A 24,547-nucleotide genomic window follows, 5' to 3' on the forward strand; every position below is an offset into this window, starting at 1 on the left:
GATTTCGGCACCATTTTGGAGTTTTACATGCTCGAGCAGGCTCAACGCGTCCTCAAGGACATCTTCGGCTACGACAGTTTTCGTGGCCGCCAGGGTGCGATCATTGAGCGCGTGGCCAGTGGCGGTGACGCACTGGTCCTGATGCCTACCGGTGGCGGCAAGTCTTTGTGCTTCCAGGTGCCGGCGCTGTTGCGCAATGGCTTGGCGGTGGTGGTATCGCCTTTGATTGCATTGATGGACGACCAGGTGGCAACCCTGGAAGAGCTGGGTGTCGCCGCCGCATCGTTGAATTCCACCCTCAGTGCCGAACAGCAGCGTGACCTGGCCGTTCGCATCAAGCGCGGTGAAGTGAAGATGCTCTATCTGGCGCCCGAGCGTCTGGTGCAGCCGCGCATGCTGGCGTTTTTGCAGAGCCTGGAAATCGCCCTGTTCGCCATCGATGAAGCCCACTGCGTATCGCAATGGGGTCATGACTTCCGCCGCGAGTATTTGCAGCTCGGCCAATTAGCGGAGCTGTTTCCCGATGTGCCGCGCATTGCGCTGACCGCGACCGCCGACAAGCGCACCCGGGAAGAAATCGTCGAGCGCCTGCATCTGCAGAACGCCGAACGCTTCCTCTCAAGCTTCGACCGACCGAATATTTTCTATCGCATCGTGCCCAAGGAGCAGCCGCGCAAGCAGTTGCTGGCGTTCCTCTCCGAGCGGCGCAGCGATGCGGGCATCGTCTATTGCCTGTCGCGCAAGAAGGTCGATGAAGTGGCTGCGTTTCTCTGCGAGCAGGGCTACCCGGCGCTGCCGTACCACGCCGGCCTGCCCAACGAAACGCGTTCGGCGCACCAGAAGCGCTTCCTCAACGAGGAAGGCCTGATCATGGTGGCTACCATCGCGTTCGGCATGGGCATCGACAAATCCAACGTGCGCTTCGTGGCGCACATGGATTTGCCCAAATCCCTCGAGGCGTACTACCAGGAAACCGGGCGTGCCGGCCGTGACGGTTTGCCGGCGGATGCGTGGATGGTCTACGGCCTGCAAGACGTGGTGATGCTCAAGCAGATGTTGCAGAACTCCGAAGGCGACGAGCGACACAAGCGCCTGGAGCAGCACAAGCTCGACGCGATGCTCTCGCTGTGTGAGGAAACCCGCTGCCGGCGCCAGACCCTGCTGGCATATTTCGATGAAGACATGCCTGAACCCTGCGGCCACTGCGATAACTGCGTTGATGGCGTGCAGACCTGGGATGCCACCGAGCCGGCACGCCAGGGTTTGTCCGCTATCTACCGCACTGGTCAGCGTTATGGTGTGGGCCATCTGGTGGATGTACTGCTGGGCAAGGACAACGAGAAGGTCCGCAGCTTCGGCCACGAAAAACTCTCGGTCTACGGTGTCGGCAAGGCCCGCGCCGAAGGCGAATGGCGTTCTCTGTTCCGGCAGATGGTCGCGCGTGGATTGGTAGACATCGACATCGAAGGATTCGGCGGCCTGCGTCTGAATGACAGTTGCCGGCCCTTGCTGAAAGGCGAGGTCAGCCTGGAGTTACGCCGCGACCTCAAGCCGCAGACCACCGCAAGGACCAGCACCAGTCAGGCCAGCCAACTGGTGCGTGGCGAGGAACGGGAGCAGTGGGAAGCCTTGCGCACCCTTCGGCGCAAACTGGCACAGGAACACAGCGTGCCGCCGTACGTCATTTTCCCCGACTCGACGCTGTTGGAAATGTTGCGCGAACAGCCCACCACCATGGCCGAGATGGCGCGCGTCAGCGGCGTGGGGGCGCGAAAGCTGGAGCGTTACGGCCAGGCGTTCCTCGAAGTGCTCGGCGGCCATGCCGAAGCGCCGAAGGAGGTCGCCGATATCCGCCACGAACTGATCAGCCTGGCACGCGCCGGCATGACCCCGATCCAGATCGCCGGTCAGTTGCAATGTTCGGAAAAAAACGTCTACACCTTGCTTGCCGAATCCATCGGCAAGCAGCAGTTGTCGTTGGAGCAGGCCCTTGATTTGCCAGAGGATCTGCTCGGTGAGATCCAGGATGCGTTCCTCGACGGCGAGGGCGAATTACCACCTGTTGCGGAGATTGCGCCGCTGTTTACCGGGCGTGTTCCAGAGGGGGTTTTGTACTGCGTGCGCGCGGCTTTGCAGTCTGAGTTCGAAATTTAGTGTGGCAATTACGACAATGTAACGAATCAGTACATAGCAACTCTTGCCTATGGGCAAAGCTCATGCTTAGCTGACTAATAATTAGCCACACTTTATTTTCAGTCTAAACAATGAGTTTTTTATGTCTTTAACCGATCAACATCGTTTTGGCATGCAGCTGGCGCAAATGTCCCGTGGGTGGCGCGCCGAGCTGGACCGCCGTCTGGCGGGGCTTGGTTTATCCCAGGCGCGCTGGCTGGTTCTGCTGCACTTGGCTCGTTTTGAAGAAGCACCCACCCAGCGTGAGCTGGCGCAAAGCGTCGGCGTCGAAGGGCCTACACTGGCTCGCCTGCTGGACAGCCTTGAAGGCCAAGGCCTGGTGCAACGCCAGGCGGTGGTGGAAGACCGTCGTGCGAAGCGCATCGTGCTGTGTGATACCGCACGCCCCCTGATCGAACAAATCGAAACCATTGCCACCGCCCTGCGCCACGAGCTGTTTGTGGGGGTGGACGAAGCCGACCTGAGCGTGTGCATGCGCGTGCATGGGCACATCCTGGCGAATCTGGAAAAGTCCTGAAGAAACCACCGGTCGGGCTTGCTGTGGCCAGCGGTGCTGTGGTGGTGAGCAGATTTGTTGTGGTGAGCGGGCTTGTCCCGCGTTGGGCTGCGAAGCAGCCCCCCTAAAGTCACCGCGTTTTTTCAGCTAGAAATCAGTCGTCTGTTTTTGGGGCCGCTTCGCAGCCCAACGCGGGACAAGCCCGCTCGCCACAATAGCGCCGCTCTCCACACGGGTTCTGTGCAAGACGCTAAAACGTCTGCCCCAGGTTCAGATACACCGCCTTCTGGTTGTCATCGTTGAACCCATAGCTGAAATTCAGCGGCCCCAACGGCGTATCGAACCCCAGGAAAATACTCGCCGCGTTGATATAGCCGCTGTCGAATTCGTTGTCGTTGTTCCACGCCCGGCCGCGTTCAAGTGAAGCGCCCAGGTACAACGGGAAATCCAGTGGCAGGTACGAACGGGGCGTAAGCCTGCGGTAGTACACCGCCCGCATCAGGCTGATGTTCTGCCCCGAGATCGCATCCTGGCGAAAGCCCGATAGCTGTCGCGCCCCGCCCAGCAGGAAGCTGGAAATCACCACATCCGAATCATCCAGGGTGCGCCCGTAGCGTCCACCCAGCACCAGGGTGTCCGGACCGTGGCTCATGGCTTTGTCGAGCTTGAACTCCCACTGGCGGTAGCGCTGGTCCGAGCCCAGGCCGGGTTCGAACTCGCGGTAGGCCAGGCCGATGTCTTCGCCGGTGTGGGGGAAGTACACGTTGTCCAGGGAATCGAAGGAGTACTTCAGTTCATAGAAGCCTTCGCTGAAACTCACACCGGGCAAATCCCGGTCGCCGATGCGCACATCCGCCTTGCCCCAGGCTTCGCCGACGCCGAAGCGGATCTCGCCGCTGTTGCCGATCTGGCGGCCGACGTTCAAGCCAAAACCGTAGCGTTCCAAGCGGTATTCGGAGATGGGGTCGTTGTCCAGGATCAGCTCGACGTTCTGCGCCTGGGCCCTGATGTACGGTGCGACAAAGTAGCGCGAGCCGGTGTCCATCGGCTGGTAGAACTCGCTGTACAGCTCCTGGCGGTCCCCGATCTGCACCCGCGTGAGCCATTCCGCACCGAGCCGGTTGATGCCATTCATGCGGTAGCTGGCGCCGAGGTTGAAGGCGCTGTCGCCGCGCATGTCATCCGACAGGTTCAGGCCCAGGCGCAGGTAGTCGGTGCCGCTGCGCTTGCCCCGCGCGCTGATCACCAGCGTGTTGTCCTGGCCCTTCTTGACCACGCGGTATTGCACTTGCTCGAAATAATCCAGGCCGTACAGGGTGCCCATGTCCGTTTGCAGGCGTCCCAGGTTGAGCGGCTCGCCCAGGGGTTGGCGAATGTAGTAGCGGATCACGTCGTCGCTGACTTTCGAATCGTTCTCCACGCTGATCGCGGTGATCACCGGGGTGCGTTCGCCCGGCGTGCGCGCGGCCACCAATTGCGGGTCGACCGGCTCGGCGGGGCGCAGGTGGGCCAGGCGCATGTCAAGGGCACGGGTGGCGCGGTAGCCGGCGTCGATCATGTCCTTGGCGCGGCCGAAGGCGGTCACGCCATAGGCGGCGAGAGGCGGCTGGATCAGCACGTCCTTGGGGTGCAGGTCCTTGAGTTGTTCCTCGGAATTGCGCCGAGTCATCAAGGTGATGGACTGGTTGAGCACGTCCACCACCGTGGCCAGTTGCTTGCGTGAACGCAGCGGGGTGCCGATGTCCACGACTATGGCGATGTCTACGCCCATCTCTCGCGCCACATCCAGCGGGATATTGTCGGTCATGCCGCCATCCACCAGTAGCCGACCGTCCAGTTCCACCGGTGCGAACACCGCCGGGATCGACATGCTGGCGCGGATCACCTGGGGCAGGTGGCCCTTGCGGAACACCACCTTCTCGCCGGTGGTGATGTCGGTCGCCACCGCCCGGAAGGGGATGGGCAACTTGTCGAAGTTACGCGTGTTGCTGGTGTGGGCGAACATGCTTTCCAGCAGCAGCGCCAGGTTCTGGCCCTGGATCACACCCAGTGGCAGGCCCAGGCTGCCGTCGTCGCGAAAGCTGAGTTTCTGCTTGACCAGGAAGTCCCGGTCATCCTGTTTGCGCCGGAACGGCACGTCTTCCCGCGGCGGTGCGTCGGACAGGGCCTGTTGCCAGTCGATACTCAGCGCCAGCTTTTCCAGTTCATCGATCTTGTACCCAGAGGCATACAGCCCACCGATCACCGCGCCCATGCTGGTGCCGGCAATCGCGTCGATCTGGATGCCTTGTTCTTCCAGCGCCTTGAGCACGCCGATATGGGCCAGGCCTCGGGCGGCGCCGCCAGACAGCACCAGGCCGATTTTCGGACGGGGCGGTTCAACGGCGTCGGCAAGCAGAGGGAACAGGCACAGCAACAGGCAGGACAGCAGGCGGCGCATCAGGAATCTCGGGGCTGGGCGATAAAGGTCGGTATTATAGCCACTCGATCCGTCGAGCCCGTCATGCCAGGAGCCTTTCAAATTATGTCCACAAGCAAACCCGAGGTCGTCATCACCTATTGCACCCAGTGCCAGTGGCTGCTGCGTGCCGCGTGGCTGGCTCAGGAACTGTTGAGTACGTTTGCCGATGACCTGGGCAAGGTCTCACTGGAGCCGGCCACCGGCGGCGCGTTTCGCATCACCTGTGATGGCGTACAGATCTGGGAGCGCAAGGCGGACGGGGGCTTTCCCGAAGCCAAGGTGCTCAAGCAGCGCGTACGCGACCGGATCGACCCGCAGCGTGACCTGGGGCACAACGACCGTACGCAGTGAACGTCACCGCCCTATCAAGGGCGGTGACCCTCTGGTGCGGCCCTATTTGGCGGCCATCTTTTGTTTGATGAAGCCAATCAGCCACGTCAGTATGAGGCCGCCTATACCACCCCCCACAATGTTGCTGCCAACTGCCGCCACATCCAGCGCTTCACCGCCCGAGGTGCCCGTGAATGCCGCGACGACCTGGCCCAACGCCAGTCCGCCGACACCCCCGATCAGTGTATTGAGCCCGGTCCCGAGGCTCTGTTTGGTCATGCCGGCGACGTTGCCGCCGACTGCCCCGCTGATGATCTGTACCAATAAGCTGATGAGCATTTCCATGGTAAAGCTCCCGCATCGCGTTGAGGTTGTGACCACTCGCTTGCAGCAACTTCAGAACACACCCAGGCTGTCATCGAGCTGTCGGATATCCGTTGAACGACTGCTGACTGTTGCGGATGTTTAAAGTATAGATCAGGCCGTTGCAGTGGGTTGTTTGGCCTGGCTGGCGCTGCCCATCAACCCCGACAGCACAATGGCGACGATGATCAGTGCGCCGCCCAGGAGCATGCGCAGCGTCGGCGTTTCGGCAAACAGCAACCAGGCGGCGGTGATGCCGTAGACCGGCTCCATGGCAAATACCACCGAAGCCGTGCGCGCCTTGATCACCGCCAGGCTTGCGACAAACAGGCTGTGGGCCAGGCCCGTGCAGAACACGCCGAGCAAACCGATCCATAGCCAGTCGATTGCCCGTACCTCGGTCAACCCCGGTGTCGCCACCGGCAACAGGCAAACCGCGACCACCACGTTCTGGCACAGCGCCGCCTGCACTGCGGGGATGCGGCCGGAGCTGGCGCGGTTGTTCAGCGATAATAGTGAAAACAACAGCCCCGAGGCGATCCCCCAGAGCAAGCCGCCCGTGGCTTCACTGGCAAGGTTGAAGTCCGGGGTGACCAGCACCAGCCCGACGCTGACCAGCGCCACCAGTACAATTTCGTTGGTGCGGATCCGCTCGCGGAAAATCAGCCCTTCGAGGATTACGGTAAACGCCGGGAACGCGGTGAAGCCCAAGGTTGCGACGGCCACACCGGCTACCTTGACGGCAATAAAGAAGGTCACCCAGTGCGCCGCCAGCAACACACCGCTCACCAGCAGCCGGCGCCAGTCGCGCAGCTCCAGTATCTTCCACGCCGTGTTGCTGGCGAACCGGGCAAACACCGCCAGGGCCACCACGGCAAACGCCGCGCGACCAAACACGATGATGGCTGGCGAAGCGGCCGCGAGTTTGCCGAATACGCCGGTTAGGCCAAACATCAATGCGCCGATATGCAGGGCGCCGAGGGCTGAGCGGGGAGTCATTGCGATCCTTGAGACAAGCGGGTGGCAAGTGCGCAGTCTAGTGGGTCGCCGGTGCGGATGTCTGTCGTGCGGCTCGCGTTTTTTATCGCAGGACTCTTCCTACGCGTTGCGTCGCAAAGCCCCCGGCGACGCGCCAAACTCACGCAGCATCGCGGCAGCAAAGGCGCTTTGCGAGGTGTAGCCGACGCGATCGGCGATGTCGCCGATGGGCAACGGCGTTTGGCGCAGCAGGTCCAAGGCGATGTGCAGGCGCCGACTGCGGATGTAGTCCATCGGCGTTTGTCCGCATTCGGCGATGAAGCGGGCATGCAAGCGTGCCACCGACAGGTCGGCGATGCGCGCCAGGTCCGCCACCTGCAGCGGGTGCGCAAGGTGGCGCTCGATGTGCGCATTGAACGCCGCGTACGGCAGACGCCGTGCCGAAAGGGGTTGGGCCTGGGGATGATTGAGACTGGCCAATAACAGCACGGCGCCTTGCTGGACGATCAGCGGGTCATCCACCGGGCTGTGCGCCAGCCATTGCACCAACTGGTTCTGCCGCGTATCCAGGGCCAGCCGCGCCGGTTGGTCGAGCAAGCGGCGGCTGGCGTCGGCATGTTCGCCCAGCGATTGCAGCAACCAATGCTCGGTGGGCACATCCAGCACCAGGCAGCGGCTGCCATCACGGCTGCCGCACGCATGGTGGGCGGAGAAGGGCAGCACCATCACGCTGCTTTCGCGGACCTGGCTGCCACGCCCATCGACTTCCAGGTCCAGGTGCCCGGACAGGCCGAACACCAACTGCGCATGATCATGGCTGTGGGCGAGGGGCGCTTCGAGGTAATGGCGCAGGGTGAGGGCGGGTCCCATAGTGGTCTCCATGCTGGCAAGCCGGCAGTCTACAACGCTTTGCGGCCGGCAGGCGCTGTCATCAGACTGACGCACAGTTGTCATGGGCTATTAATCGCCAGGGCGCAAGCTCGCGAAAACACCGTCGAGGGATACCCATGACCAGTGCCGAGTTCACCAAGCCCAGCCGCAAGCAACGGGTGCGTACCCTGTGGATTTCCGATGTGCACCTGGGCACGCGGGATTGCCAGGCTGAGCATCTGTCGCAGTTCCTCAAGGGCTATCACGCCGACAAGGTCTACCTGGTGGGCGATATCATCGACGGTTGGAAACTGCGTGGCGGCATGTATTGGCCCCAGGCTCACACCAACGTGATCCGTCGCCTGCTGACCATGGCCAAGCGCGGCACCGAGGTGATCTACGTCACCGGTAACCACGACGAATTCCTGCGCCGTTATTCCAAGCTGATCCTGGGCAATATCCAACTGGTAGACGAAGCCATTCATGTGACTGCCGACGGCCGCCATCTGTTGGTGATCCACGGCGACCAGTTCGACGTGATCACCCGCTATCACCGCTGGCTGGCATTCCTCGGCGATTCGGCCTACGAATTCACCCTCACGCTCAACCGTTGGCTGAACCATTGGCGGGCGCGCTATGGCTATGGCTATTGGTCGCTGTCGGCGTACCTCAAGCACAAGGTCAAGACGGCGGTGAATTTCATCAGTGATTTCGAAGAAGCCATCGCCCACGAAGTGACCAAGCGCGAGCTGCACGGGGTGGTCTGCGGGCATATTCATCATGCGGAGATCCGCAAGGTGGGCGAGGTGGACTACCTCAACTGCGGGGATTGGGTGGAGTCGTGCACGGCATTGATCGAGCACTGGGATGGGAGTATCGAGTTGTATCGGTTGGCGGATGCGCAGGCCAGGGAAGCGCAGCTCAAGGCCGAAATGGTCGCGGGCTGAAGTTGCACACAAGCCAGATGTGGGAGGGGCAAGCCCTCTCCCACATTCATTCCGGGTTTCGTCAGCGGGAAACGTCGGCGATGGCTTCGGCCAGCAGCGTCAACCGCGTGGCATCAATCCCGGCCACATTCGCCCGGCCAGAACTCACCATATACACGCTGTGTTTCTCCCGCAGTTGTGTAACCTGCCCGGCACTCAGGCCGGTATAGGAAAACATCCCACGCTGTGCGCCAATGTGCGCAAACCGCTCCGACAGACCATGGGGTGCCAACGCCTCCACCAGCCCGGAACGCAGGTGTGCGATCCGCGAGCGCATGGCCTCGACCTCGTCGCTCCACTGCTTTTTCAGCTCGGCATCACCCAGGATCGTCGCCACCACCGCCGCACCATGGTCTGGCGGCGTCGACCACAGGTTGCGCGCCGTGTTCGCCAGTTGGCTGCGCACATCCGTCAGCTTCTCGGCATCCGCTGCGCACACGATCAGCGCGCCGACACGGTCGCTGTACAAGCCGAAGTTTTTCGAGCAGGAGCTGGTGACCAGCACTTCCGGCAACTCGGCCGCGAACAGTCGCACCGCCCAGGCATCCTGCTCCAGGCCATCGCCAAAGCCCTGGTAGGCGAAGTCGATCAGCGGCAGCAGTTGGCGCTCGCGCACGATCTTCAGCACCTGGCGCCAGTCATCCTGGGACAGGTCAAAACCGGTCGGGTTGTGGCAGCAGGCGTGCAGCAGCACGATATCGCCCTGGGGCACGCTGGACAAAGTGGCGAGCATCGCCGCCACGTCCAGGCGATTGTCGGCACCCACGTAGGGGTAATGACTGACCTGGAGGCCGGCCTTGGCGAAGATGGTTTCGTGGATCGGCCAGGTCGGGTTGCTCAGCCACACGCCACGGCCCGGTAGGTTTTGCGCAATAAAGTCGGCGCTCAAACGCAGGGCACCGGTGCCGCCTGGGGTCTGGGTGGCGCCGGCACGACGGTCGCGCAGCAGCGGGGAGTCGGCGCCGAGCACCAGTTCGCTGATCAGCTTGCCAAATGCGGCATTGCCGTGGCCGCCGATGTAGGTCTTGGTGGTTTGCGTGTCAACCAGGCGCTGCTCGGCCAGTTTCACCGAGTGCGGAATCGGCGTCAGGCCCTGGTCGTCCTTGTAGACGCCCACGCCCAGGTCGAACTTGTTCGGGTTGGCGTCCTGGGCGTACAGGTCCATCAGCCCGAGGATCGGGTCGCCGGGTACGCGGCCAATGGCATCGAAGTGCATTACTTGCGGCCCTCGGCGTCCTTGGCCACTTCGTCGGTGCGGGCGGCCATGATGAAATCGTTGCGGTGCAGGCCCTTGATGGAGTGGCTCCACCAGGTCACGGTGACTTTGCCCCACTCGGTGAGCAGGCCAGGGTGATGGCCTTCGGCTTCGGAGATTTCACCCATGGCGTTGGTGAAGGCCAGGGCGAACTTGAAGTTCTTGAACAGGAAAACCTTTTCCAGTTGCATCACGCCGTCGCGGACTTCGATGTTCCAGTCAGGGATCTGCTTGAGCAGTACCGGCAGTTCTTCATCGCTGACTTGCGGGGCATCGGCGCGGCAGGCTTCGCAATGGGCTTGGTTCAAGGTGATCATGATGGTGTCCTGAATTCGAGTGTTTGAAGATCAGTAGCGTCACCCTAAAGCAACGCGCGGCCAGGGAACAGACTCACCTGGCCTGAAGATGTAAGGTTCAAGCCGCTTTGGGTTTCGGTGGAAACTTCGGCGCGTGCAGACCCAACTGCATACCGCGCTCGACCATGCCCATGATGTCTTCCTGCGCGACTTCGAACAGGCGCTTCAGATTGGGCAACACGAAATACAACGGTTGCAGGATGTCGATGCGGTACGGCGTGCGCATGGCTTCCAGCGGGTCGAACACCTGGTGTTCGGGCTCGGACGACAGGCTGTACACGGTCTCCTTGGGCGATGACAGAATGCCGCCGCCGTAGATGCGCCGGCCTGCGGGCGTGTCCACCAGGCCGAATTCGATGGTCATCCAGTACAGGCGCGCCAGATACACCCGTTGCTCCTTGGTGGCCGCCAGGCCGAGCTTGCCGTAGGTGTGGGTGAATTCGGCGAACCAGGGGTTGGTCAGCAGCGGGCAGTGGCCGAAAATCTCGTGGAAAATATCCGGCTCTTGCAGGTAGTCCAGTTCTTCGCGAGTACGAATAAAGGTCGCCACTGGAAACTGTTTGCTGGCGAGCAATTCGAAGAAGGTCTGGAAGGGAATCAGCGCCGGCACACGGGCGACCTGCCAGCCGGTAGTCTCGGCCAGCACCTTGTTGATTTCACCCAGTTGCGGGATGCGATCGTGTGGCAGGCCGAGCTTGTCAATGCCGTCCAGGTATTCCTGGCAGGCGCGACCCTCGATCACCTTCAACTGGCGAGTGATCAGGGTGTTCCACACCGCGTGTTCTTCCGGCGGGTAGTGGATAAAACCTTGCGCGTCGGGCTCGCGGGCCACGTACTGCGTCTGCTTCATACGGCTCTCCTGCTAGGCATTCGTTCTTGTTATGTCCTGCGATGAGCCTATTGATAACCCGGGCGAGGCCGGATTCCATCTGTTTAAAACGCCTTGGCGTAGGAAAACTTACCATTTTCCGTAAAGTATTCGTTACGCTTGTGGGGCTGGCCGTTGCATTGGGCTGGGAAAGTCACTCCGCCTGTCACATAATCTTGACGACTATCTGCGCCCAGCGACAAAAAGACGCGGCGCTTCCCCACTTTTCGGGCCTCTTCATGCGTATCAAAGTGCACTGCCAGAACCGCATTGGCATCCTGCGGGACATCCTCAATCTGCTGGTGGAATACGGCGTCAACGTCGCCAAGGGCGAGGTCGGTGGGGAGCATGGCAACGCCATTTACCTGTACTGCCCGAACCTGGTGAACATGCAGTTTCAGGCCCTGCGCCCGCAATTCGAGGCGATTGCCGGGGTGTTTGGCGTCAAAAGAGTCGGGCTGATGCCCAGCGAGCGCCGGCATATGGAACTCAATGCACTGCTGGGCGCCCTGGAGTTTCCGGTGTTGTCCATCGACATGGGCGGCTCCATCGTCGCCGCCAACCGCGCGGCGGCGCAGTTGCTCGGGGTGCGGGTGGATGAAGTGCCGGGCATTCCGTTGTCGCGCTATGCCGAGGACTTCGACTTGCCGGAGCTGGTGCGCGCGAGCAAGTCGCGGATCAACGGCCTGCGGGTCAAGGTCAAGGGCGACGTGTTCCTGGCGGACATCGCGCCGCTGCAATCCTCCGAGCATGACGACAGCGAGGCCATGGCCGGTGCTGTATTGACCCTGCACCGCGCCGACCGCGTCGGTGAGCGCATCTACAACGTGCGCAAGCAGGAACTGCGCGGCTTCGACAGCATCTTCCAGAGTTCCAAAGTCATGGCCGCGGTGGTGCGCGAAGCCCGGCGCATGGCGCCACTGGACGCGCCGCTATTAATAGAAGGCGAAACCGGCACCGGCAAGGAACTGCTGGCGCGGGCCTGTCACCTGGCCAGCCCGCGTGGGCAATCGCCGTTGATGGCGCTCAACTGCGCCGGCCTGCCTGAGTCGATGGCCGAAACCGAGTTGTTCGGCTACGGTCCTGGCGCGTTTGAGGGCGCGCGGGCCGAAGGCAAGCTCGGCCTGCTGGAGCTGACGGCGGGCGGTACGTTGTTTCTCGACGGTGTAGGGGAAATGAGCGCGCGCTTGCAGGTGAAACTGCTGCGCTTTTTGCAGGACGGTTGCTTCCGTCGCGTCGGCAGCGATGAAGAGGTGTACCTCGATGTGCGGGTGATCTGCGCCACCCAAGTGGATTTGTCCGAGCTGTGCGCCCGTGGCGAATTTCGCCAGGACCTTTATCACCGCCTCAATGTGCTGTCCCTGCATATCCCGCCGTTGCGCGAATGCCTGGACGGCCTGGCGCCGCTGGTCGAGCACTTTCTCGACCAGGCCAGCCGACAGATCGGTTGCCCGCTGCCCAGGTTGGCGCCCGCCGCAATGGAGCGCCTCAGTCATTACCACTGGCCAGGCAATGTGCGGCAGTTGGAAAACGTGCTGTTCCAGGCGGTGTCGTTGTGCGACGGCGGGACGGTCAAGGTCGAGCACATCCGGTTGCCGGACTATGGCGTGCGTCAGCCACTTGGCGATTTTTCGCTGGAGGGTGGCCTGGAAGAAATTGTCGGGCGGTTCGAGAAGGCGGTGCTGGAAGCCTTGTACGCCGAGCATCCCAGCAGTCGGCAGATGGGCAAGCGCCTGGGGGTGTCGCACACCACCATCGCCAATAAGCTGCGCGACTACGAAATCCTCAAGACCGATAAATAACCCAATGTGGGAGGCGGCAAGCCCCCTCCCACATTTGATCTTTGTCGTTTTCAAGGACGGGGTTTGCCGCAGGCGGCAGTAGTCCGCCGTTTTTTCGACTCGCGCTCAATGCGGAATTCACCCCACCTCACGGCAAACCCCCGCCCCGCCTGCACTTCTCGCTATTTTCAAAAGTTGGTTCGCAAATTGCTTAAGCCTCATCAGTACAGCGGTGGGCGGCAAGCGTCCGTCAGAAAGAGGAAGAAGCGTGGACAAGTACCTTTATGTGGCAATGACCGGCGCCAGCCAGAATGCTCTGGCGCAGAAGGCCCATGCCAACAACCTGGCGAACATTTCCACCAATGGTTTCCAACGTGACCTGGAGCAGGCGCGTTCGATGCCGGTGTTCGGTGACAGCTTTCCGGCGCGGGCGTTTGCCATGACCGAGCGTCCGGCCACCGACTTCACCCCTGGCGCCATGATCGAGACCGGCCGTGACCTGGACGTGGCCGTCAACGGTGACGGCTGGATGGCCGTGCAGACGCCTGATGGCAGTGAAGCCTACGTGCGCAGCGCCAGCATGAACGTCGATGCGTTGGGCGTGCTGCGCGCCGGCAACGGCATGCCGATCATGGGCAACGGTGGCCCGATTGCCGTGCCGCCCCAGCAGAAAATCGAAGTGGGTGCCGACGGCACCATCAGCATCCGCGCCATGGGCGAAGGCCCGCGGGTGATGGCCGAAGTGGACCGCATCAAGCTGGTCCAGCCGGACCTGAAGAACATGAATAAAGGCCTCGACGGCACCATCCACACCAAGGATGGCCAGCCGGCCCAGGCCGACGCGAACGTCAAGCTGACCTCGGGCTTCCTGCAGGCGAGCAACGTCAATGCCGTGGAAGAGATGACTGCGGTGCTGGCGCTTTCCAAGCAGTTCGAGCTGCACATCAAGATGATGAACAGCGCTAAAGAAGACGATCAGGCCATGACACGCGTCATGCAGATGAGCTGATCCAACACACTAATTTTGCGGCGCAGCGCCAACAAACAGGCGCACGAAGGAGAACAGCATGCTTCCGGCTCTATGGGTTGCCAAAACAGGTCTGTCCGCCCAGGACACCAACCTGACCACCATTTCCAACAACCTGGCCAACGTGTCGACCACGGGTTTCAAGCGTGACCGTGCCGAGTTCCAGGACTTGCTCTATCAGATCAAGAAGCAGCCAGGCGCCCAGTCGACGCAGGACAGCGAACTGCCGTCCGGCCTGCAATTGGGTACCGGTGTGCAGATCGTCGGCACCCAGAAGAACTTCAGCGCCGGTAACCTGCAGCAGACCGGCCAGCCGCTGGACATGGCCATCAACGGCCGTGGTTTCTTCCAGATCCTGCAACCGGACGGCACTACTTCCTACACCCGTGACGGTACTTTCCACCTGGACTCCAACGGCCAGATCGTGACCGCCAACGGTTTCGCCCTGGAGCCGGCCGTGATCGTTCCAGCCGACGCCAAGACCTTCACCGTCGGTAACGACGGTACCGTGTCGATCACCGTGGCCGGCAACCCCGCGTCGCAAGTGATCGGCAACCTGCAGACCGCCGACTTCATCAACCCGGCCGGCCTGCAGGCCATAGGCAACAACCTGTTCCTGGAAACCGCCTCCAGCGGCGCGCCGCAAATCGGCACCCCTGGCCTGAACGGTTTCGGCACCACGCTGCAAAGCACCCTGGAAACCTCCAACGTGAGCACCGTTGAGGAGATGGTCAACATGATCACCACCCAGCGCGCCTACGAGATGAACTCCAAGGTGATCTCCACTGCCGACCAGATGCTTTCGTTCGTAACGCAGAATCTGTAATCAAGTCTATGGGGCGCTCTTGACGGCGCCTGCAACACCGTGAGGTAAGGGTCATGAATCGCTATGTTTCTGTTCTGGCATTGAGTGGGATTGCCGTGCTTGCGGGCTGTGTCGCCCCGACGCCAAAACCCAATGACCCGTACTACGCGCCGGTGTTGCCACGCACGCCGTTGCCGGCGGCGGCCAACAATGGCTCGATCTACCAGGCCGGTTTCGAACAGAACCTGTACAGCGACCGCAAAGCGTTCCGGGTCGGTGACATCATCACCATTACCCTGAACGAGAAGACCCAGGCCAGCAAGAACGCCAACTCCCAGGTGGGCAAGACCAGCAAGACCGGTATCGGCCTGACCTCGTTGTTCGGTGCCGTGCCCAACACCAACAACCCGCTGGGCGATGGCGACCTGAGCCTGAGCGCCGGCTACAGCGGTGATCGTGCCACCAACGGCAAGAGTTCGGCGGGGCAGGGCAACAGCCTGACCGGTTCGATCACCGTTACCGTGGCCGATGTGCTGCCCAACGGCATCATCGCCGTGCGCGGTGAAAAGTGGATGACCCTCAACACCGGTGACGAGCTGGTGCGCATTGCCGGCATGGTCCGTGCCGATGACATCTCCACCGACAACACTGTGCCGTCCACACGGATTGCCGATGCACGCATTACCTACTCGGGTACGGGTTCGTTTGCTGATGCAAGCCAGCCGGGCTGGTTCGACCGTTTCTTCCTTAGCCCGCTGTTCCCTTTCTAGGTGGCCACTTTGAACTTCAAACAGCTGATGGCGGCCGCACTCCTGCTTTCCTTGAGCGCTGTCGCCCAGGCCGAGCGCCTGAAGGACATCGCCAGCATCTCCGGCGTGCGTTCCAACCAGTTGATCGGCTACGGCCTAGTGGTGGGGCTCAACGGTACGGGTGACCAGACCACCCAGACCCCGTTCACCCTGCAGACCTTCAACAACATGCTCTCGCAGTTCGGCATCAAGGTGCCGGCGGGGTCGGGCAACGTGCAGCTTAAAAACGTCGCGGCAGTGTCGATCAGCGCCGACCTGCCGGCGTTCTCCAAACCGGGCCAGGTGGTGGACATCACCGTGTCGTCCATTGGTAACTCGAAAAGCCTGCGCGGCGGCACCTTGCTGATGACGCCGCTCAAGGGTATCGACGGCAACGTCTACGCCATCGCCCAGGGCAACCTGGTGGTAGGCGGGTTTGACGCCGAAGGTCGCGACGGTTCGAAGATCACCGTCAACGTGCCGTCGGCCGGGCGTATCCCGGGCGGCGCCACGGTTGAACGTACCGTGCCAAGTGGTTTCAACCAGGGCAACAGCCTGACCCTGAACCTCAACCGTTCCGACTTCACCACCGCCAAGCGCGTGGTCGACAAGATCAACGACATGCTCGGCCCGGGCGTGGCCCAGGCCATCGACGGCGGCTCGATCCGTGTGACGGCGCCGCTGGACCCGAGCCAGCGCGTCGACTACCTGTCGATCCTGGAAAACCTTGAAGTCGACCCTGGCCAGGCCGTGGCCAAAGTCATCATCAACTCGCGCACCGGCACCATCGTGATCGGCCAGAACGTCAAGGTCTCGCCAGCCGCCGTGACCCACGGCAGCCTGACCGTGACCATCACCGAAGACCCGATCGTCAGCCAGCCTGGCCCGTTGTCCAACGGCCAGACGGCGGTGGTGCCGCGTTCGCGGGTGAATGCCCAGCAAGAAGCCAAGCCGATGTTCAAGTTCGGCCCTGGCACCACCCTGGACGAGATTGTCCGCGCGGTGAACCAGGTGGGCGCAGCGCCCGGCGACTTGATGGCGATCCTCGAAGCATTGAAACAGGCCGGCGCCTTGCAAGCCGACCTGATCGTGATCTGAGGCCATGGTCATGGATATGCGCAAGAGCGGGATCAGCAGCACGGCGGATTCGGGGTCTTACTCCGACCTGAACCGGCTTAACCAGCTCAAGGTCGGTGCCGACAAGAACAGCGAAGGCAACATGCGCAAGGTCGCGCAGGAGTTCGAATCGCTGTTCTTGAGCGAGATGCTCAAGTCCATGCGTTCGGCTACCGAGGCGCTGGGTAAAGACAACCCGATGAACACGCCGGCCGCCAAGCAGTACCAGGAAATGTACGACCAGCAGCTGGCCGTCTCGATGTCCCGCGAAGGCGGTGGCATCGGCCTGGCCGACGTGCTGATGCGCCAGATGCAGAAAAACAAACCGGTGGAGGCCCAGGCCGCCACCTTGCAAGGTCCGGCGGCTGCCGAGCCTGCGAAGAAGGTCGACGTGCCGACGGAAATCGCGGCAGGCACCCAGGCCGAAGGGCCGCTGGGCCGCTCCAATGGCCAGCGTCCGTTGTGGGCGTACCGCGTGGCTGAACCGCAGGTCGGCGCTGCGGCGTCCCACAGCAATGACATGGAGCTGATGAACCAGCGTCGCATCGCCTTGCCGAGCAAGCTGACCGATCGCCTGCTGGCCGGCATCGTGCCGAACGCGCCCGTTGCTATCGATGCCAAAAGCGCGCCGCTGCGTAACAGCGTGGCCGACGACAACGTGATCAACAGCAGCGCGCGCACCTTCGCCGTGCCGAGCGGGCGCATGCAGGTGTACGGTCGCGCCGTGGCCCAGCCACCCTTGGCGCCGGCGAAGAAGGCCTTCAGTTCGCAGGATGAATTTGTCGCCACCATGTTGCCGATGGCCAAGGCCGCCGCGGCGCGCATCGGTGTCGATCCGAAGTACCTGGTGGCCCAGGCTGCCCTGGAAACCGGTTGGGGTAAATCGGTGATGCGCGCCGAAGACGGTAGCAGCAGCCACAACCTGTTCGGCATCAAGGCCGGCCAGAGTTGGCAGGGCGGCCAGGCACGTGCGATCACCAGCGAGTTCCGGGATGGGGCGATGGTCAAGGAAACGGCGCAGTTCCGTTCCTACAACTCCTACCAGGACAGCTTCCATGACCTGGTGACCTTGCTGCAAAGCAATGATCGCTATAAAGAAGTCATCAAATCGGCCGACAACCCGGAACAGTTTGTCCGCGAGTTGCAAAAAGCCGGTTACGCCACCGACCCGGCCTATGCCAGCAAGATTTCGCAGATCGCCAAAACGATGGACAGTTACCAGAATTACGCTGCCGCTGGCGCAACCACACATTTATAAGGTCTGAACCATGAGTTTGCTCAGTATCGGGATGTCAGGGCTCAATGCCTCTCAAGGATCGCTGTCGGTCTTGAGTAATAACATTGCCAACGCCAATACTCCGGGTTATTCGCGTCAGCAGACCACCCAGAACGCCAGTGCGGCCAACCAGTACGGTGGTGTGTACATCGGCAGCGGTACCACCCTGGCCGATGTGCGCCGGGTGTATAACGAGTTTCTCGACGCGGCGTACCAGAACAGCACCTCGCTCAACAGCGATGCCAAGGCTTACCTCGACCAGGTCAGCGCTGTCGACAAGACCCTGTCGGACAAGACCACCGGTATGTCGGCTGTGCTCAGTGAGTTCTTCTCGGCCGTGCAGACTGCCTCGGGCAACCCGAGCGATGTCTCGGCCCGCCAGGTGTTGATCACCAAGGCGCAGACGCTGAGCAATCGCTTCAACTCGATCTCTACACAGTTGGGCCAGCAGAAAGAAACCATCAACAGCCAGCTGTCGTCGATGAGCGACCAGGTCAACAAGCTGACGTCGTCCATTGCCTCGCTCAACAAGCAGATCGCCCAGGTGCAGGGTTCGTCGAACACGGCCCCGGCCAATCTGTTGGACGCGCGTGCCGAAGCCGTGCGTTCGCTGAACGAATTGGTCGGCGTGACCGCCACCGAGAAGAATGGCATCTTCAGCGTCAGCACCGGTTCCGGCCAGTCGCTGGTATTGGGTGACCAGTTCAACACCATCTCCGCCGTACCGAGCAAGAACGACACCAGCCAGTTCACCATCCAGCTCAACGTGGGCGGCGGTGAGTCGCTCGATCTGGGCAACGTGCTCAGCGGCGGTAGCATCGGCGGTCTGTTGCGTTATCGCAGCGATGTCCTGATGCCTGCCATCAATGACTTGGGGCGCATCGCCATCGCCACCGCAGATACCATCAACAACCAGTTGGGCCAGGGCCTGGACCTCAACGGCCAGTTCGGCAGCTCGCTGTTCAAGGACATCAACAGCGCCGCGGCCATTGCCCAGCGCAGCCAGGCTTCGGGTGGCAACAGCGCGGGTTCCGGCAACCTGAACGTGTCGATCAAGGACAGCAGCAAGCTGACCAATTTCGATTACAAGGTCACCTTCAACGACAGCGCCAACCCGAACAACGTCACCGTGGTGCGTTCCGATGGCAAGGCCATGGGGACCTTTGACGTCACCGCCACGCCACCGGCCGTGATCGATGGTTTCACGTTGGCGCTCGACGGCAAGGGGCCGATGGCTACCGGGGACAGCTTCAAGGTCAGCCCGACCGCCAATGGTGCCAAGGACATTGGCACCGTGATGACGGATCCGAACAAGATCGCTTTTGCCGCGCCACTATCCGGGCAGGCCAGTAAGACCAACGAAGGTACCGGCACGTTTACCCCGCCGACCCTGACGGTGCCTTTGGATATCCAGGGCGGCGCCGCCACTGCCCAGTTGCGCACGGGGATTGAGCATTCGATGCCGGTGAAGATGGTATTCGGCAAGCCGGCAGCCGACGGCACCCAGCCGTACACACTCAATGATGCCCAGGGCAACCCGATCGGCACCGGCAGCATTGTTCCGGGGCAGGGCAACAAGGTCACGATCAACGTGCCGATGCGCGATGCCAACGGTGCCCTGGTGGTGCCGGCCAAGAGCTTCAGTTTCGACACCACGGTGGGCGGTTCGCCGGCCAACGGCGACAGCACGACGTTCTCGTTCAATGCCTCCGGCAAGTCCGATAACCGCAACGCCCTTGAGCTGCTCGGCCTGCAAACCAAGGCGACCATCGGCACGGCCGCCGATGGCACCGGCGGCACCAGCCTCGTAGGGGCCAATAGCAAGTTGGTATCTACCGTCGGCGCGAAAGCGGCGGCTGCCGGTACGGACAGCACGGCGACGAACGCATTGCTGACCGCCAACAAGAATGCGCGCAACTCGGTGTCCCAGGTCAACCTGGACGAAGAGGCGGGCGACATGATCAAGTTCCAGCAGTACTACACGGCATCGTCGCAGATCATCAAGGCTGCGCAAGAAACCTTCAGCACATTGATCAATAGTCTTTAAGGGAGCCTGGGACGATGCGTATTTCTACACAGCAGTATTTCGAGACCAGTTCCGCCAAGTATTCGGATAACTATTCGGGTGTGGTGAAGGCCCAGGACCAGGCCAGCTCCGGCGTGCGCGTACAGACCGCCGCGGATGATCCTGTGGCGGCGGCGCGGTTGTTGATGCTGCAGCAGCAGAAAGACATGGTGGCCCAGTCCACTGGCAACATCACCAGCTTGAAAAACTCGCTGACTAACGAAGAGAGTGTTTTAGGTGCGATCAGTGAAGCCATGCAGCGGGCCACGGAGCTGGCACTCAAGGCCGGTGGTGTCGGCAGTGATGCTGATCGTCGCTCGATTGCCAGTGAGGTCGGTGCGATTGAAGATCAGGTCCTGGGCCTGCTCAACAGCAAGGACTCGGCCGGCAACTACTTGTTTTCCGGCTCCAAGACCCAGACGCCGCCGTATGCGCGCAACAACGATGGCACCTACAGCTACCAGGGGGATGAAACCCCGCTGAGCCTGCAGATTTCCAATACGCTGAATGTCAGCGCGGGTGATACCGGCAAGACCATCCTTGAAGGCGCGGCCAACGCCGGTCGCACCCAGGCCCCCTGGGTTGCGCCGAACCCGCAGACCGTGCCGCCTACGGTCAATGACCACAAGGTGGCGCTTTCGGCCGGGCTGGTGACATCGAGCGGCGACTACGCCAACAAATTCGCCGACGGCCAGCCTTACAAGCTGACCTTTACCAGCAGCACGCAATACAAGGTGTCTGACAAGAACGGCAATGACGTGACTTCCGAGATACCGGGCAATGGCACGTTCGACGCCACCAAGGAAGGCAGCACCAGCGTTGCACTGCGGGGGGTGAAATTCGACATCACCATGAACCTCGGGGACGTGGCGCCGGGCGCCAACTCCGATGCGTTGGTCAAGGACCGTACCTTCAGCCTGGAGGCCAAGCCGGACACGTTCAGCGTGTCGCGCACGCCGAGCAATACGTCGAGCGCACAGCTGACCGGCGCGCAGGTCACCAACCAGGCGGACTATGCCAGCACGTTCCCGTCCAACAGCGGGGCGATCATCAAGTTCACCAGCGCGACGGCCTATGAGGTGTATGCCCAGCCCTATTCGAGCGCCAGCAAGGCGATCGCCACCGGCGATACCGGCGGCGGTACCACGGTGACGGCGGCCGGCGTGACGTTTGACGTGAGCAGCGGCCCGCCGCAGCCAGGCGATCAGTTCTCGGTGGGTGCCAATACCCAGAAGACCCAGAATGCGCTGGATACGCTTGGCCAATTGCGCAAGGCGCTGGAGGCACCAGCCGACGGCAATCCGGCAGCGACGGTCAAGCTCAAGGATGCCATTGATTCGAGCATCGCCAACCTGGCCAATTCGATGTCCCAGATCGTCAATGTGCGGGGTTCCGTCGGGGCGCGGCAGAATGCCTTGGAGATCCAGGCCACTGAGAATTCGAGCATCAGCATTGCTACGACCAGCACGATGAGCGATCTGGCCAACATCGACATGGGTGAGGCGGCCATCAACCTGGCGCTGCAGCAAACCATGTTGCAAGCCTCCCAACTGGCGTTCGTGAAAATCTCGCAGTTGAGCCTGTTCAACAAGATGTAAGTGGCGTCACGTCAAGCGGCCCGCCCTGGAAACACGGCGGGCCGTTGTCGTTTTTGGGGTTTAATTGTTTGAAGGTTTTGCATAAAGCACACAAAATTGAGTGACCTGTGAGTCATAAAGCGCATCTTCACTGTATCGTGTGAAAAGGATAAGTCGTCACAGGGTCCTTGCGTGGCGGCTTTCAGCGAGATTTTTATGGGGTTATCCCCTTTATTGTCAGCACTCCGGGCGTAGTCCCAGGGGTGTTCTCCAGCTATTTAGTATTGGGAAGCCACAATGATTGGCATAAAAAGCATCGCCAGTTACGTGCCGGCAGACGGGATCGATAACTACGCCCAGGGTGCCAAATTCGCCAAGGATGAAGAATTCATCATTGGCAAGATCGGGTCGGCGTTCCTGCCGCGCAAGGAAGCCGCGCAGGAAACCTCCGATCTGTGTGTCGAGGCGGTCAACGCTTTGTTTGCCAACAACCCGGATCTGAAACGCGAGTCCATCGACGCGCTGATCGTCGTCACCCAGAACGGCGATGAAGAGGGCCTGCCGCACACGGCTGCCATCGTCCAGGACAAGCTCGGCCTGCCGACCCACGTTGCAGCCTTCGATATTTCCCTGGGCTGTTCCGGCTACGTCTACGGCATCTACGCGATGAAGGGTTTCATGGAAGCCGCTGGCCTGAAGAATGGCCTGCTGGTCACTGCCGACCCGTATTCGAAGATCGTCGACCCGGAAGACCGCAACACCACCATGCTGTTCGGCGATGCCGCCACCGCCACCTGGATGGGCGAAGATGCGCCGTGGTTGCTCGGCAAGTCCAAGTTCGGCACCGACGGTTCCGGCGCCCCGCACCTGAAGGTCAGCGACGGTGTGTTCTTCATGAACGGCCGCCAAGTGTTCAACTTCGCCTTGCTCAAGGTGCCTGCGCATTTGCATGAGCTGCTCGATGAGTCGGACCTAAAGGCCGACGACATCGATGCCTTCTGCATTCACCAGGGCAGTGCGGCGATTGTCGACGCCGTAGCGCGTCGTTTTGAAGATGCGCCGGTGGACAAGTTCATCAAGGACATGGTCGAGACCGGCAACACGGTGTCGTCGAGCATTCCGCTGCTGCTGGAAAAGCATGTGATGGACGCCACCTGGAAACGCGTGGCCATCAGCGGTTTTGGTGTGGGCCTGTCGTGGGGCTCGGCGATTCTCTATCGTCCGTGACACCTTGAACCGGTAGCACAAAAAAACGCCGATGCTTGAAAGAGCATCGGCGTTTTTTATTTGGCGCCAGAAAACCCAATGAAAGCAGGCTTTTTTGCCTGCGTAAGCCCTTGAATTGCAAGGAGTGGCACGACGCCAGCAAAAAAATCGAAAAAAATCCTCAAGCAACCGGCTACCACGACGATAACTATTACGTAGGTTCTCAGGCCACACCCGGCGGTTGCCAGGGCCGGAAGCCGCAGTATCCATCCAACGAGGATTTCGTCATGGCTTTAACAGTAAACACCAACATTGCTTCGATCACTACTCAGGGCAACCTGAACAAAGCTGGCGGCGCCCTGGCCACTTCCATGCAGCGCCTGTCTTCCGGCCTGCGTATCAACAGCGCTAAAGACGACGCCGCCGGCCTGGGTATCGCCACCCGTATGACCAGCCAGATCAACGGCCTGGGTCAAGCTGTAAAGAACGCCAACGATGGTATCTCCATCGCGCAGACCGCTGAAGGCGCAATGCAGGCTTCGACCGACATTCTGCAAAAAATGCGTACCCTGGCTCTGTCCTCGGCGACCGGCTCCCTGAGCACCGACGACCGTAAGTCGAACAACGACGAATACCAGGCCCTGACTTCGGAACTGACCCGTATCGCCCAGACCACTACTTTCGGTGGCCAGAAGCTGCTGGACGGTTCGTACGGTACCAAGTCGATCCAGGTTGGCGCCAACGCTAACGAAACCATCAACCTGTCCCTGGACAACGTTGCTGCCAACAACATCGGTTCGCAGCAAATCAAGAGCATCGGTATCGCTCCAGGTGCTGGTGTAGCTGGCGGCGCAATCGCAGTAACCGGTAACGGCCAGACTGCCAACGTCACTGTAGCAGCTGCTGCTTCCGCTAAAACCATCGCCGCACAACTGAACGGCGCCATCGGTGGCCTGAACGCTACCGCCAGCACTGAAGCTCAGTTTGTAGTTGGCGCCGGTGCTGCTACCGCTCCAGCTTCGTTCACCATGACCGTTGGCGGCCAAGCCACCACGTTCGTCGGCGTCACCGACACTGCCAGCCTGGCTGATCAGTTGAAGTCCAACTCCGCCAAACTGGGCATCAGCGTTAACTACGACCAATCCAAAGGCACTCTGTCGGTTAAATCCGACACCGGTGAAAACCTGGCCTTCAGCGCTTCGACCGCTGCCGGCACCATCACTGTTGCCACCAAAGACGGTTCGGGCACCTACGGCACTGCTACTGCCCTGGCTGACGGCATCATCGCTACCGGTGCTGTGAACATGGACTCCGCCAAGGGCTACTCCCTGGAAGGCGCTGGTGTGACCGGTATCTTCGGTGCCGCTACTTCAGCTGCTTCGACCAAGACCGCCGTTTCGCAAACCGACGTGACTGACGCCACCAAGGCCCAGAACGCTGTGTCCGTGATCGACCAGGCTATCGCTACCATCTCCAGCTCCCGTTCGGGCCTGGGTGCGGTACAGAACCGTCTGACCAGCACTGTAGACAACCTGTCCAACATCCAGAAAAACAGCACCGCTGCCCGCTCCACCGTTCAGGACGTCGACTTCGCTTCCGAAGCCGCTGAACTGACCAAGCAGCAAACCCTGCAGTCGGCTTCCACTGCGATCCTGTCGCAGGCTAACCAACTGCCATCCGCTGTACTGAAGCTGCTTCAGTAATAGCGGCACGTGGTGAATGACGGAAGGGCGCGTTTACGTGCCCTTTC

At 61.3% G+C, this 24,547-nt stretch carries 21 protein-coding genes; 14 read left to right on the top strand and 7 right to left on the bottom strand.

Annotated features, from left to right (window positions below; translation table 11 throughout):
* The first annotated feature begins 27 nt into the window (after positions 1–27).
* Complete coding sequence (gene recQ, locus BM026_RS17005) at positions 28–2,154, top strand: DNA helicase RecQ (protein WP_093529485.1); 2,127 nt, start codon at positions 28–30, stop codon at positions 2,152–2,154.
* Between the two features lie 121 nt (positions 2,155–2,275).
* Positions 2,276–2,710, top strand: a complete 435-nt coding sequence (locus tag BM026_RS17010; protein WP_058424932.1) for a MarR family transcriptional regulator — start codon at positions 2,276–2,278, stop codon at positions 2,708–2,710.
* Positions 2,711–2,939: 229 nt separating this feature from the next.
* Here the strand turns inward: BM026_RS17010 and BM026_RS17015 are convergent, their stop codons facing one another.
* Positions 2,940–5,129: a patatin-like phospholipase family protein gene (locus tag BM026_RS17015; RefSeq protein ID WP_093529488.1), complete on the bottom strand. Its 2,190-nt coding sequence runs from the start codon at positions 5,127–5,129 to the stop codon at positions 2,940–2,942.
* A gap of 84 nt (positions 5,130–5,213) precedes the next feature.
* On the opposite strand from BM026_RS17015, the gene BM026_RS17020 reads away from it, so the two are divergent.
* Entirely contained in the window at positions 5,214–5,501 is a 288-nt protein-coding gene (locus tag BM026_RS17020; RefSeq protein WP_093122276.1) for an Rdx family protein, read from the top strand.
* Positions 5,502–5,543: 42 nt separating this feature from the next.
* Here BM026_RS17020 and BM026_RS17025 read toward each other — a convergent pair whose 3' ends face one another.
* The 3 genes from BM026_RS17025 to BM026_RS17035 form a co-directional block, all read right to left on the bottom strand.
* The gene (locus tag BM026_RS17025; RefSeq protein WP_092242996.1) at positions 5,544–5,825 is read right to left on the bottom strand and encodes a hypothetical protein; all 282 of its coding nucleotides are present in this window, start codon (positions 5,823–5,825) and stop codon (positions 5,544–5,546) included.
* A 132-nt stretch (positions 5,826–5,957) separates the two neighbouring features.
* Positions 5,958–6,842 (bottom strand): DMT family transporter, encoded by an 885-nt coding sequence (locus tag BM026_RS17030; protein WP_093529492.1) that lies wholly within the window; start codon positions 6,840–6,842, stop codon positions 5,958–5,960.
* A gap of 99 nt (positions 6,843–6,941) precedes the next feature.
* The gene (locus BM026_RS17035) at positions 6,942–7,691 is read right to left on the bottom strand and encodes a helix-turn-helix transcriptional regulator (protein ID WP_093514008.1); all 750 of its coding nucleotides are present in this window, start codon (positions 7,689–7,691) and stop codon (positions 6,942–6,944) included.
* Between the two features lie 137 nt (positions 7,692–7,828).
* On the opposite strand from BM026_RS17035, the gene BM026_RS17040 reads away from it, so the two are divergent.
* On the top strand, positions 7,829–8,638 hold the full coding sequence (locus BM026_RS17040; RefSeq protein ID WP_071491296.1) for a UDP-2,3-diacylglucosamine diphosphatase: 810 nt from the start codon (positions 7,829–7,831) through the stop codon (positions 8,636–8,638).
* A 61-nt stretch (positions 8,639–8,699) separates the two neighbouring features.
* On the opposite strand, the gene BM026_RS17045 is transcribed toward BM026_RS17040, so the two are convergent.
* The 3 genes from BM026_RS17045 to phhA all read right to left on the bottom strand — a co-directional run bounded on the left by BM026_RS17045 (position 8,700) and on the right by phhA (position 11,138).
* Positions 8,700–9,893, bottom strand: a complete 1,194-nt coding sequence (locus BM026_RS17045; protein WP_093514007.1) for an amino acid aminotransferase — start codon at positions 9,891–9,893, stop codon at positions 8,700–8,702.
* Positions 9,893–10,249, bottom strand: a complete 357-nt coding sequence (locus BM026_RS17050; RefSeq protein WP_093529495.1) for a 4a-hydroxytetrahydrobiopterin dehydratase — start codon at positions 10,247–10,249, stop codon at positions 9,893–9,895. The genes BM026_RS17045 and BM026_RS17050 overlap by 1 nt, the downstream gene beginning before the upstream one ends.
* A gap of 97 nt (positions 10,250–10,346) precedes the next feature.
* The gene (phhA, locus tag BM026_RS17055; RefSeq protein WP_092243009.1) at positions 10,347–11,138 is read right to left on the bottom strand and encodes a phenylalanine 4-monooxygenase; all 792 of its coding nucleotides are present in this window, start codon (positions 11,136–11,138) and stop codon (positions 10,347–10,349) included.
* Between the two features lie 257 nt (positions 11,139–11,395).
* Between phhA and BM026_RS17060 the strand changes: the two genes are divergently transcribed.
* The 10 genes from BM026_RS17060 (at position 11,396) to BM026_RS17105 (ending at position 24,500) form a co-directional block, all read left to right on the top strand.
* Positions 11,396–12,958 carry a sigma-54-dependent transcriptional regulator gene (locus BM026_RS17060; protein WP_071491293.1) on the top strand — a complete coding sequence of 521 codons (1,563 nt, stop codon included), beginning with the start codon at positions 11,396–11,398 and terminating at the stop codon, positions 12,956–12,958.
* 247 nt (positions 12,959–13,205) lie between these two features.
* Entirely contained in the window at positions 13,206–13,946 is a 741-nt protein-coding gene (locus BM026_RS17065) for a flagellar basal body rod protein FlgF (RefSeq protein WP_058424922.1), read from the top strand.
* A gap of 58 nt (positions 13,947–14,004) precedes the next feature.
* Positions 14,005–14,790 carry a flagellar basal-body rod protein FlgG gene (gene flgG, locus BM026_RS17070; protein WP_093529498.1) on the top strand — a complete coding sequence of 262 codons (786 nt, stop codon included), beginning with the start codon at positions 14,005–14,007 and terminating at the stop codon, positions 14,788–14,790.
* Between the two features lie 53 nt (positions 14,791–14,843).
* A complete protein-coding gene (flgH, locus tag BM026_RS17075) occupies positions 14,844–15,539 on the top strand; it encodes a flagellar basal body L-ring protein FlgH (RefSeq protein WP_015885208.1) in 696 nt (231 codons plus the stop codon).
* Between the two features lie 27 nt (positions 15,540–15,566).
* On the top strand, positions 15,567–16,655 hold the full coding sequence (locus BM026_RS17080) for a flagellar basal body P-ring protein FlgI (protein WP_033901075.1): 1,089 nt from the start codon (positions 15,567–15,569) through the stop codon (positions 16,653–16,655).
* 4 nt (positions 16,656–16,659) lie between these two features.
* Complete coding sequence (gene flgJ / locus BM026_RS17085) at positions 16,660–17,931, top strand: flagellar assembly peptidoglycan hydrolase FlgJ (protein ID WP_071491291.1); 1,272 nt, start codon at positions 16,660–16,662, stop codon at positions 17,929–17,931.
* A gap of 10 nt (positions 17,932–17,941) precedes the next feature.
* Entirely contained in the window at positions 17,942–19,996 is a 2,055-nt protein-coding gene (flgK, locus tag BM026_RS17090; RefSeq protein WP_092243015.1) for a flagellar hook-associated protein FlgK, read from the top strand.
* A 14-nt stretch (positions 19,997–20,010) separates the two neighbouring features.
* Positions 20,011–21,612 carry a flagellar hook-associated protein 3 gene (locus BM026_RS17095; RefSeq protein ID WP_071491289.1) on the top strand — a complete coding sequence of 534 codons (1,602 nt, stop codon included), beginning with the start codon at positions 20,011–20,013 and terminating at the stop codon, positions 21,610–21,612.
* A 276-nt stretch (positions 21,613–21,888) separates the two neighbouring features.
* Entirely contained in the window at positions 21,889–22,818 is a 930-nt protein-coding gene (locus BM026_RS17100) for a ketoacyl-ACP synthase III (RefSeq protein WP_058424918.1), read from the top strand.
* Positions 22,819–23,084: 266 nt separating this feature from the next.
* Positions 23,085–24,500, top strand: a complete 1,416-nt coding sequence (locus BM026_RS17105) for a flagellin N-terminal helical domain-containing protein (RefSeq protein WP_071491539.1) — start codon at positions 23,085–23,087, stop codon at positions 24,498–24,500.
* Positions 24,501–24,547 lie beyond the last annotated feature (47 nt).

The sequence above is a fragment of the Pseudomonas sp. NFPP24 genome (assembly GCF_900112095.1).
Taxonomy (GTDB): Bacteria; Pseudomonadota; Gammaproteobacteria; order Pseudomonadales; family Pseudomonadaceae; genus Aquipseudomonas; species Aquipseudomonas extremorientalis.

What these genes read in the sequence shown, in the direction of transcription:
- flgK (WP_092243015.1), top strand. Translation starts at nt 17,942, where the DNA reads ATGAGTTTGCTCAGTATCGGGATGTCAGGGCTCAATGCCTCTCAAGGA.
- BM026_RS17040 (WP_071491296.1), top strand. Translation starts at nt 7,829, where the DNA reads ATGACCAGTGCCGAGTTCACCAAGCCCAGCCGCAAGCAACGGGTGCGT.
- BM026_RS17010 (WP_058424932.1), top strand. Translation starts at nt 2,276, where the DNA reads ATGTCTTTAACCGATCAACATCGTTTTGGCATGCAGCTGGCGCAAATG.
- BM026_RS17035 (WP_093514008.1), bottom strand. Translation starts at nt 7,691, where the DNA reads ATGGGACCCGCCCTCACCCTGCGCCATTACCTCGAAGCGCCCCTCGCC.
- BM026_RS17025 (WP_092242996.1), bottom strand. Translation starts at nt 5,825, where the DNA reads ATGGAAATGCTCATCAGCTTATTGGTACAGATCATCAGCGGGGCAGTC.
- BM026_RS17095 (WP_071491289.1), top strand. Translation starts at nt 20,011, where the DNA reads ATGCGTATTTCTACACAGCAGTATTTCGAGACCAGTTCCGCCAAGTAT.
- BM026_RS17060 (WP_071491293.1), top strand. Translation starts at nt 11,396, where the DNA reads ATGCGTATCAAAGTGCACTGCCAGAACCGCATTGGCATCCTGCGGGAC.
- BM026_RS17080 (WP_033901075.1), top strand. Translation starts at nt 15,567, where the DNA reads ATGGCGGCCGCACTCCTGCTTTCCTTGAGCGCTGTCGCCCAGGCCGAG.
- flgJ (WP_071491291.1), top strand. Translation starts at nt 16,660, where the DNA reads ATGGTCATGGATATGCGCAAGAGCGGGATCAGCAGCACGGCGGATTCG.
- BM026_RS17030 (WP_093529492.1), bottom strand. Translation starts at nt 6,842, where the DNA reads ATGACTCCCCGCTCAGCCCTCGGCGCCCTGCATATCGGCGCATTGATG.
- BM026_RS17105 (WP_071491539.1), top strand. Translation starts at nt 23,085, where the DNA reads ATGGCTTTAACAGTAAACACCAACATTGCTTCGATCACTACTCAGGGC.
- phhA (WP_092243009.1), bottom strand. Translation starts at nt 11,138, where the DNA reads ATGAAGCAGACGCAGTACGTGGCCCGCGAGCCCGACGCGCAAGGTTTT.
- flgG (WP_093529498.1), top strand. Translation starts at nt 14,005, where the DNA reads ATGCTTCCGGCTCTATGGGTTGCCAAAACAGGTCTGTCCGCCCAGGAC.
- BM026_RS17050 (WP_093529495.1), bottom strand. Translation starts at nt 10,249, where the DNA reads ATGATCACCTTGAACCAAGCCCATTGCGAAGCCTGCCGCGCCGATGCC.
- BM026_RS17100 (WP_058424918.1), top strand. Translation starts at nt 21,889, where the DNA reads ATGATTGGCATAAAAAGCATCGCCAGTTACGTGCCGGCAGACGGGATC.
- flgH (WP_015885208.1), top strand. Translation starts at nt 14,844, where the DNA reads ATGAATCGCTATGTTTCTGTTCTGGCATTGAGTGGGATTGCCGTGCTT.
- BM026_RS17015 (WP_093529488.1), bottom strand. Translation starts at nt 5,129, where the DNA reads ATGCGCCGCCTGCTGTCCTGCCTGTTGCTGTGCCTGTTCCCTCTGCTT.
- BM026_RS17045 (WP_093514007.1), bottom strand. Translation starts at nt 9,893, where the DNA reads ATGCACTTCGATGCCATTGGCCGCGTACCCGGCGACCCGATCCTCGGG.
- recQ (WP_093529485.1), top strand. Translation starts at nt 28, where the DNA reads ATGCTCGAGCAGGCTCAACGCGTCCTCAAGGACATCTTCGGCTACGAC.
- BM026_RS17020 (WP_093122276.1), top strand. Translation starts at nt 5,214, where the DNA reads ATGTCCACAAGCAAACCCGAGGTCGTCATCACCTATTGCACCCAGTGC.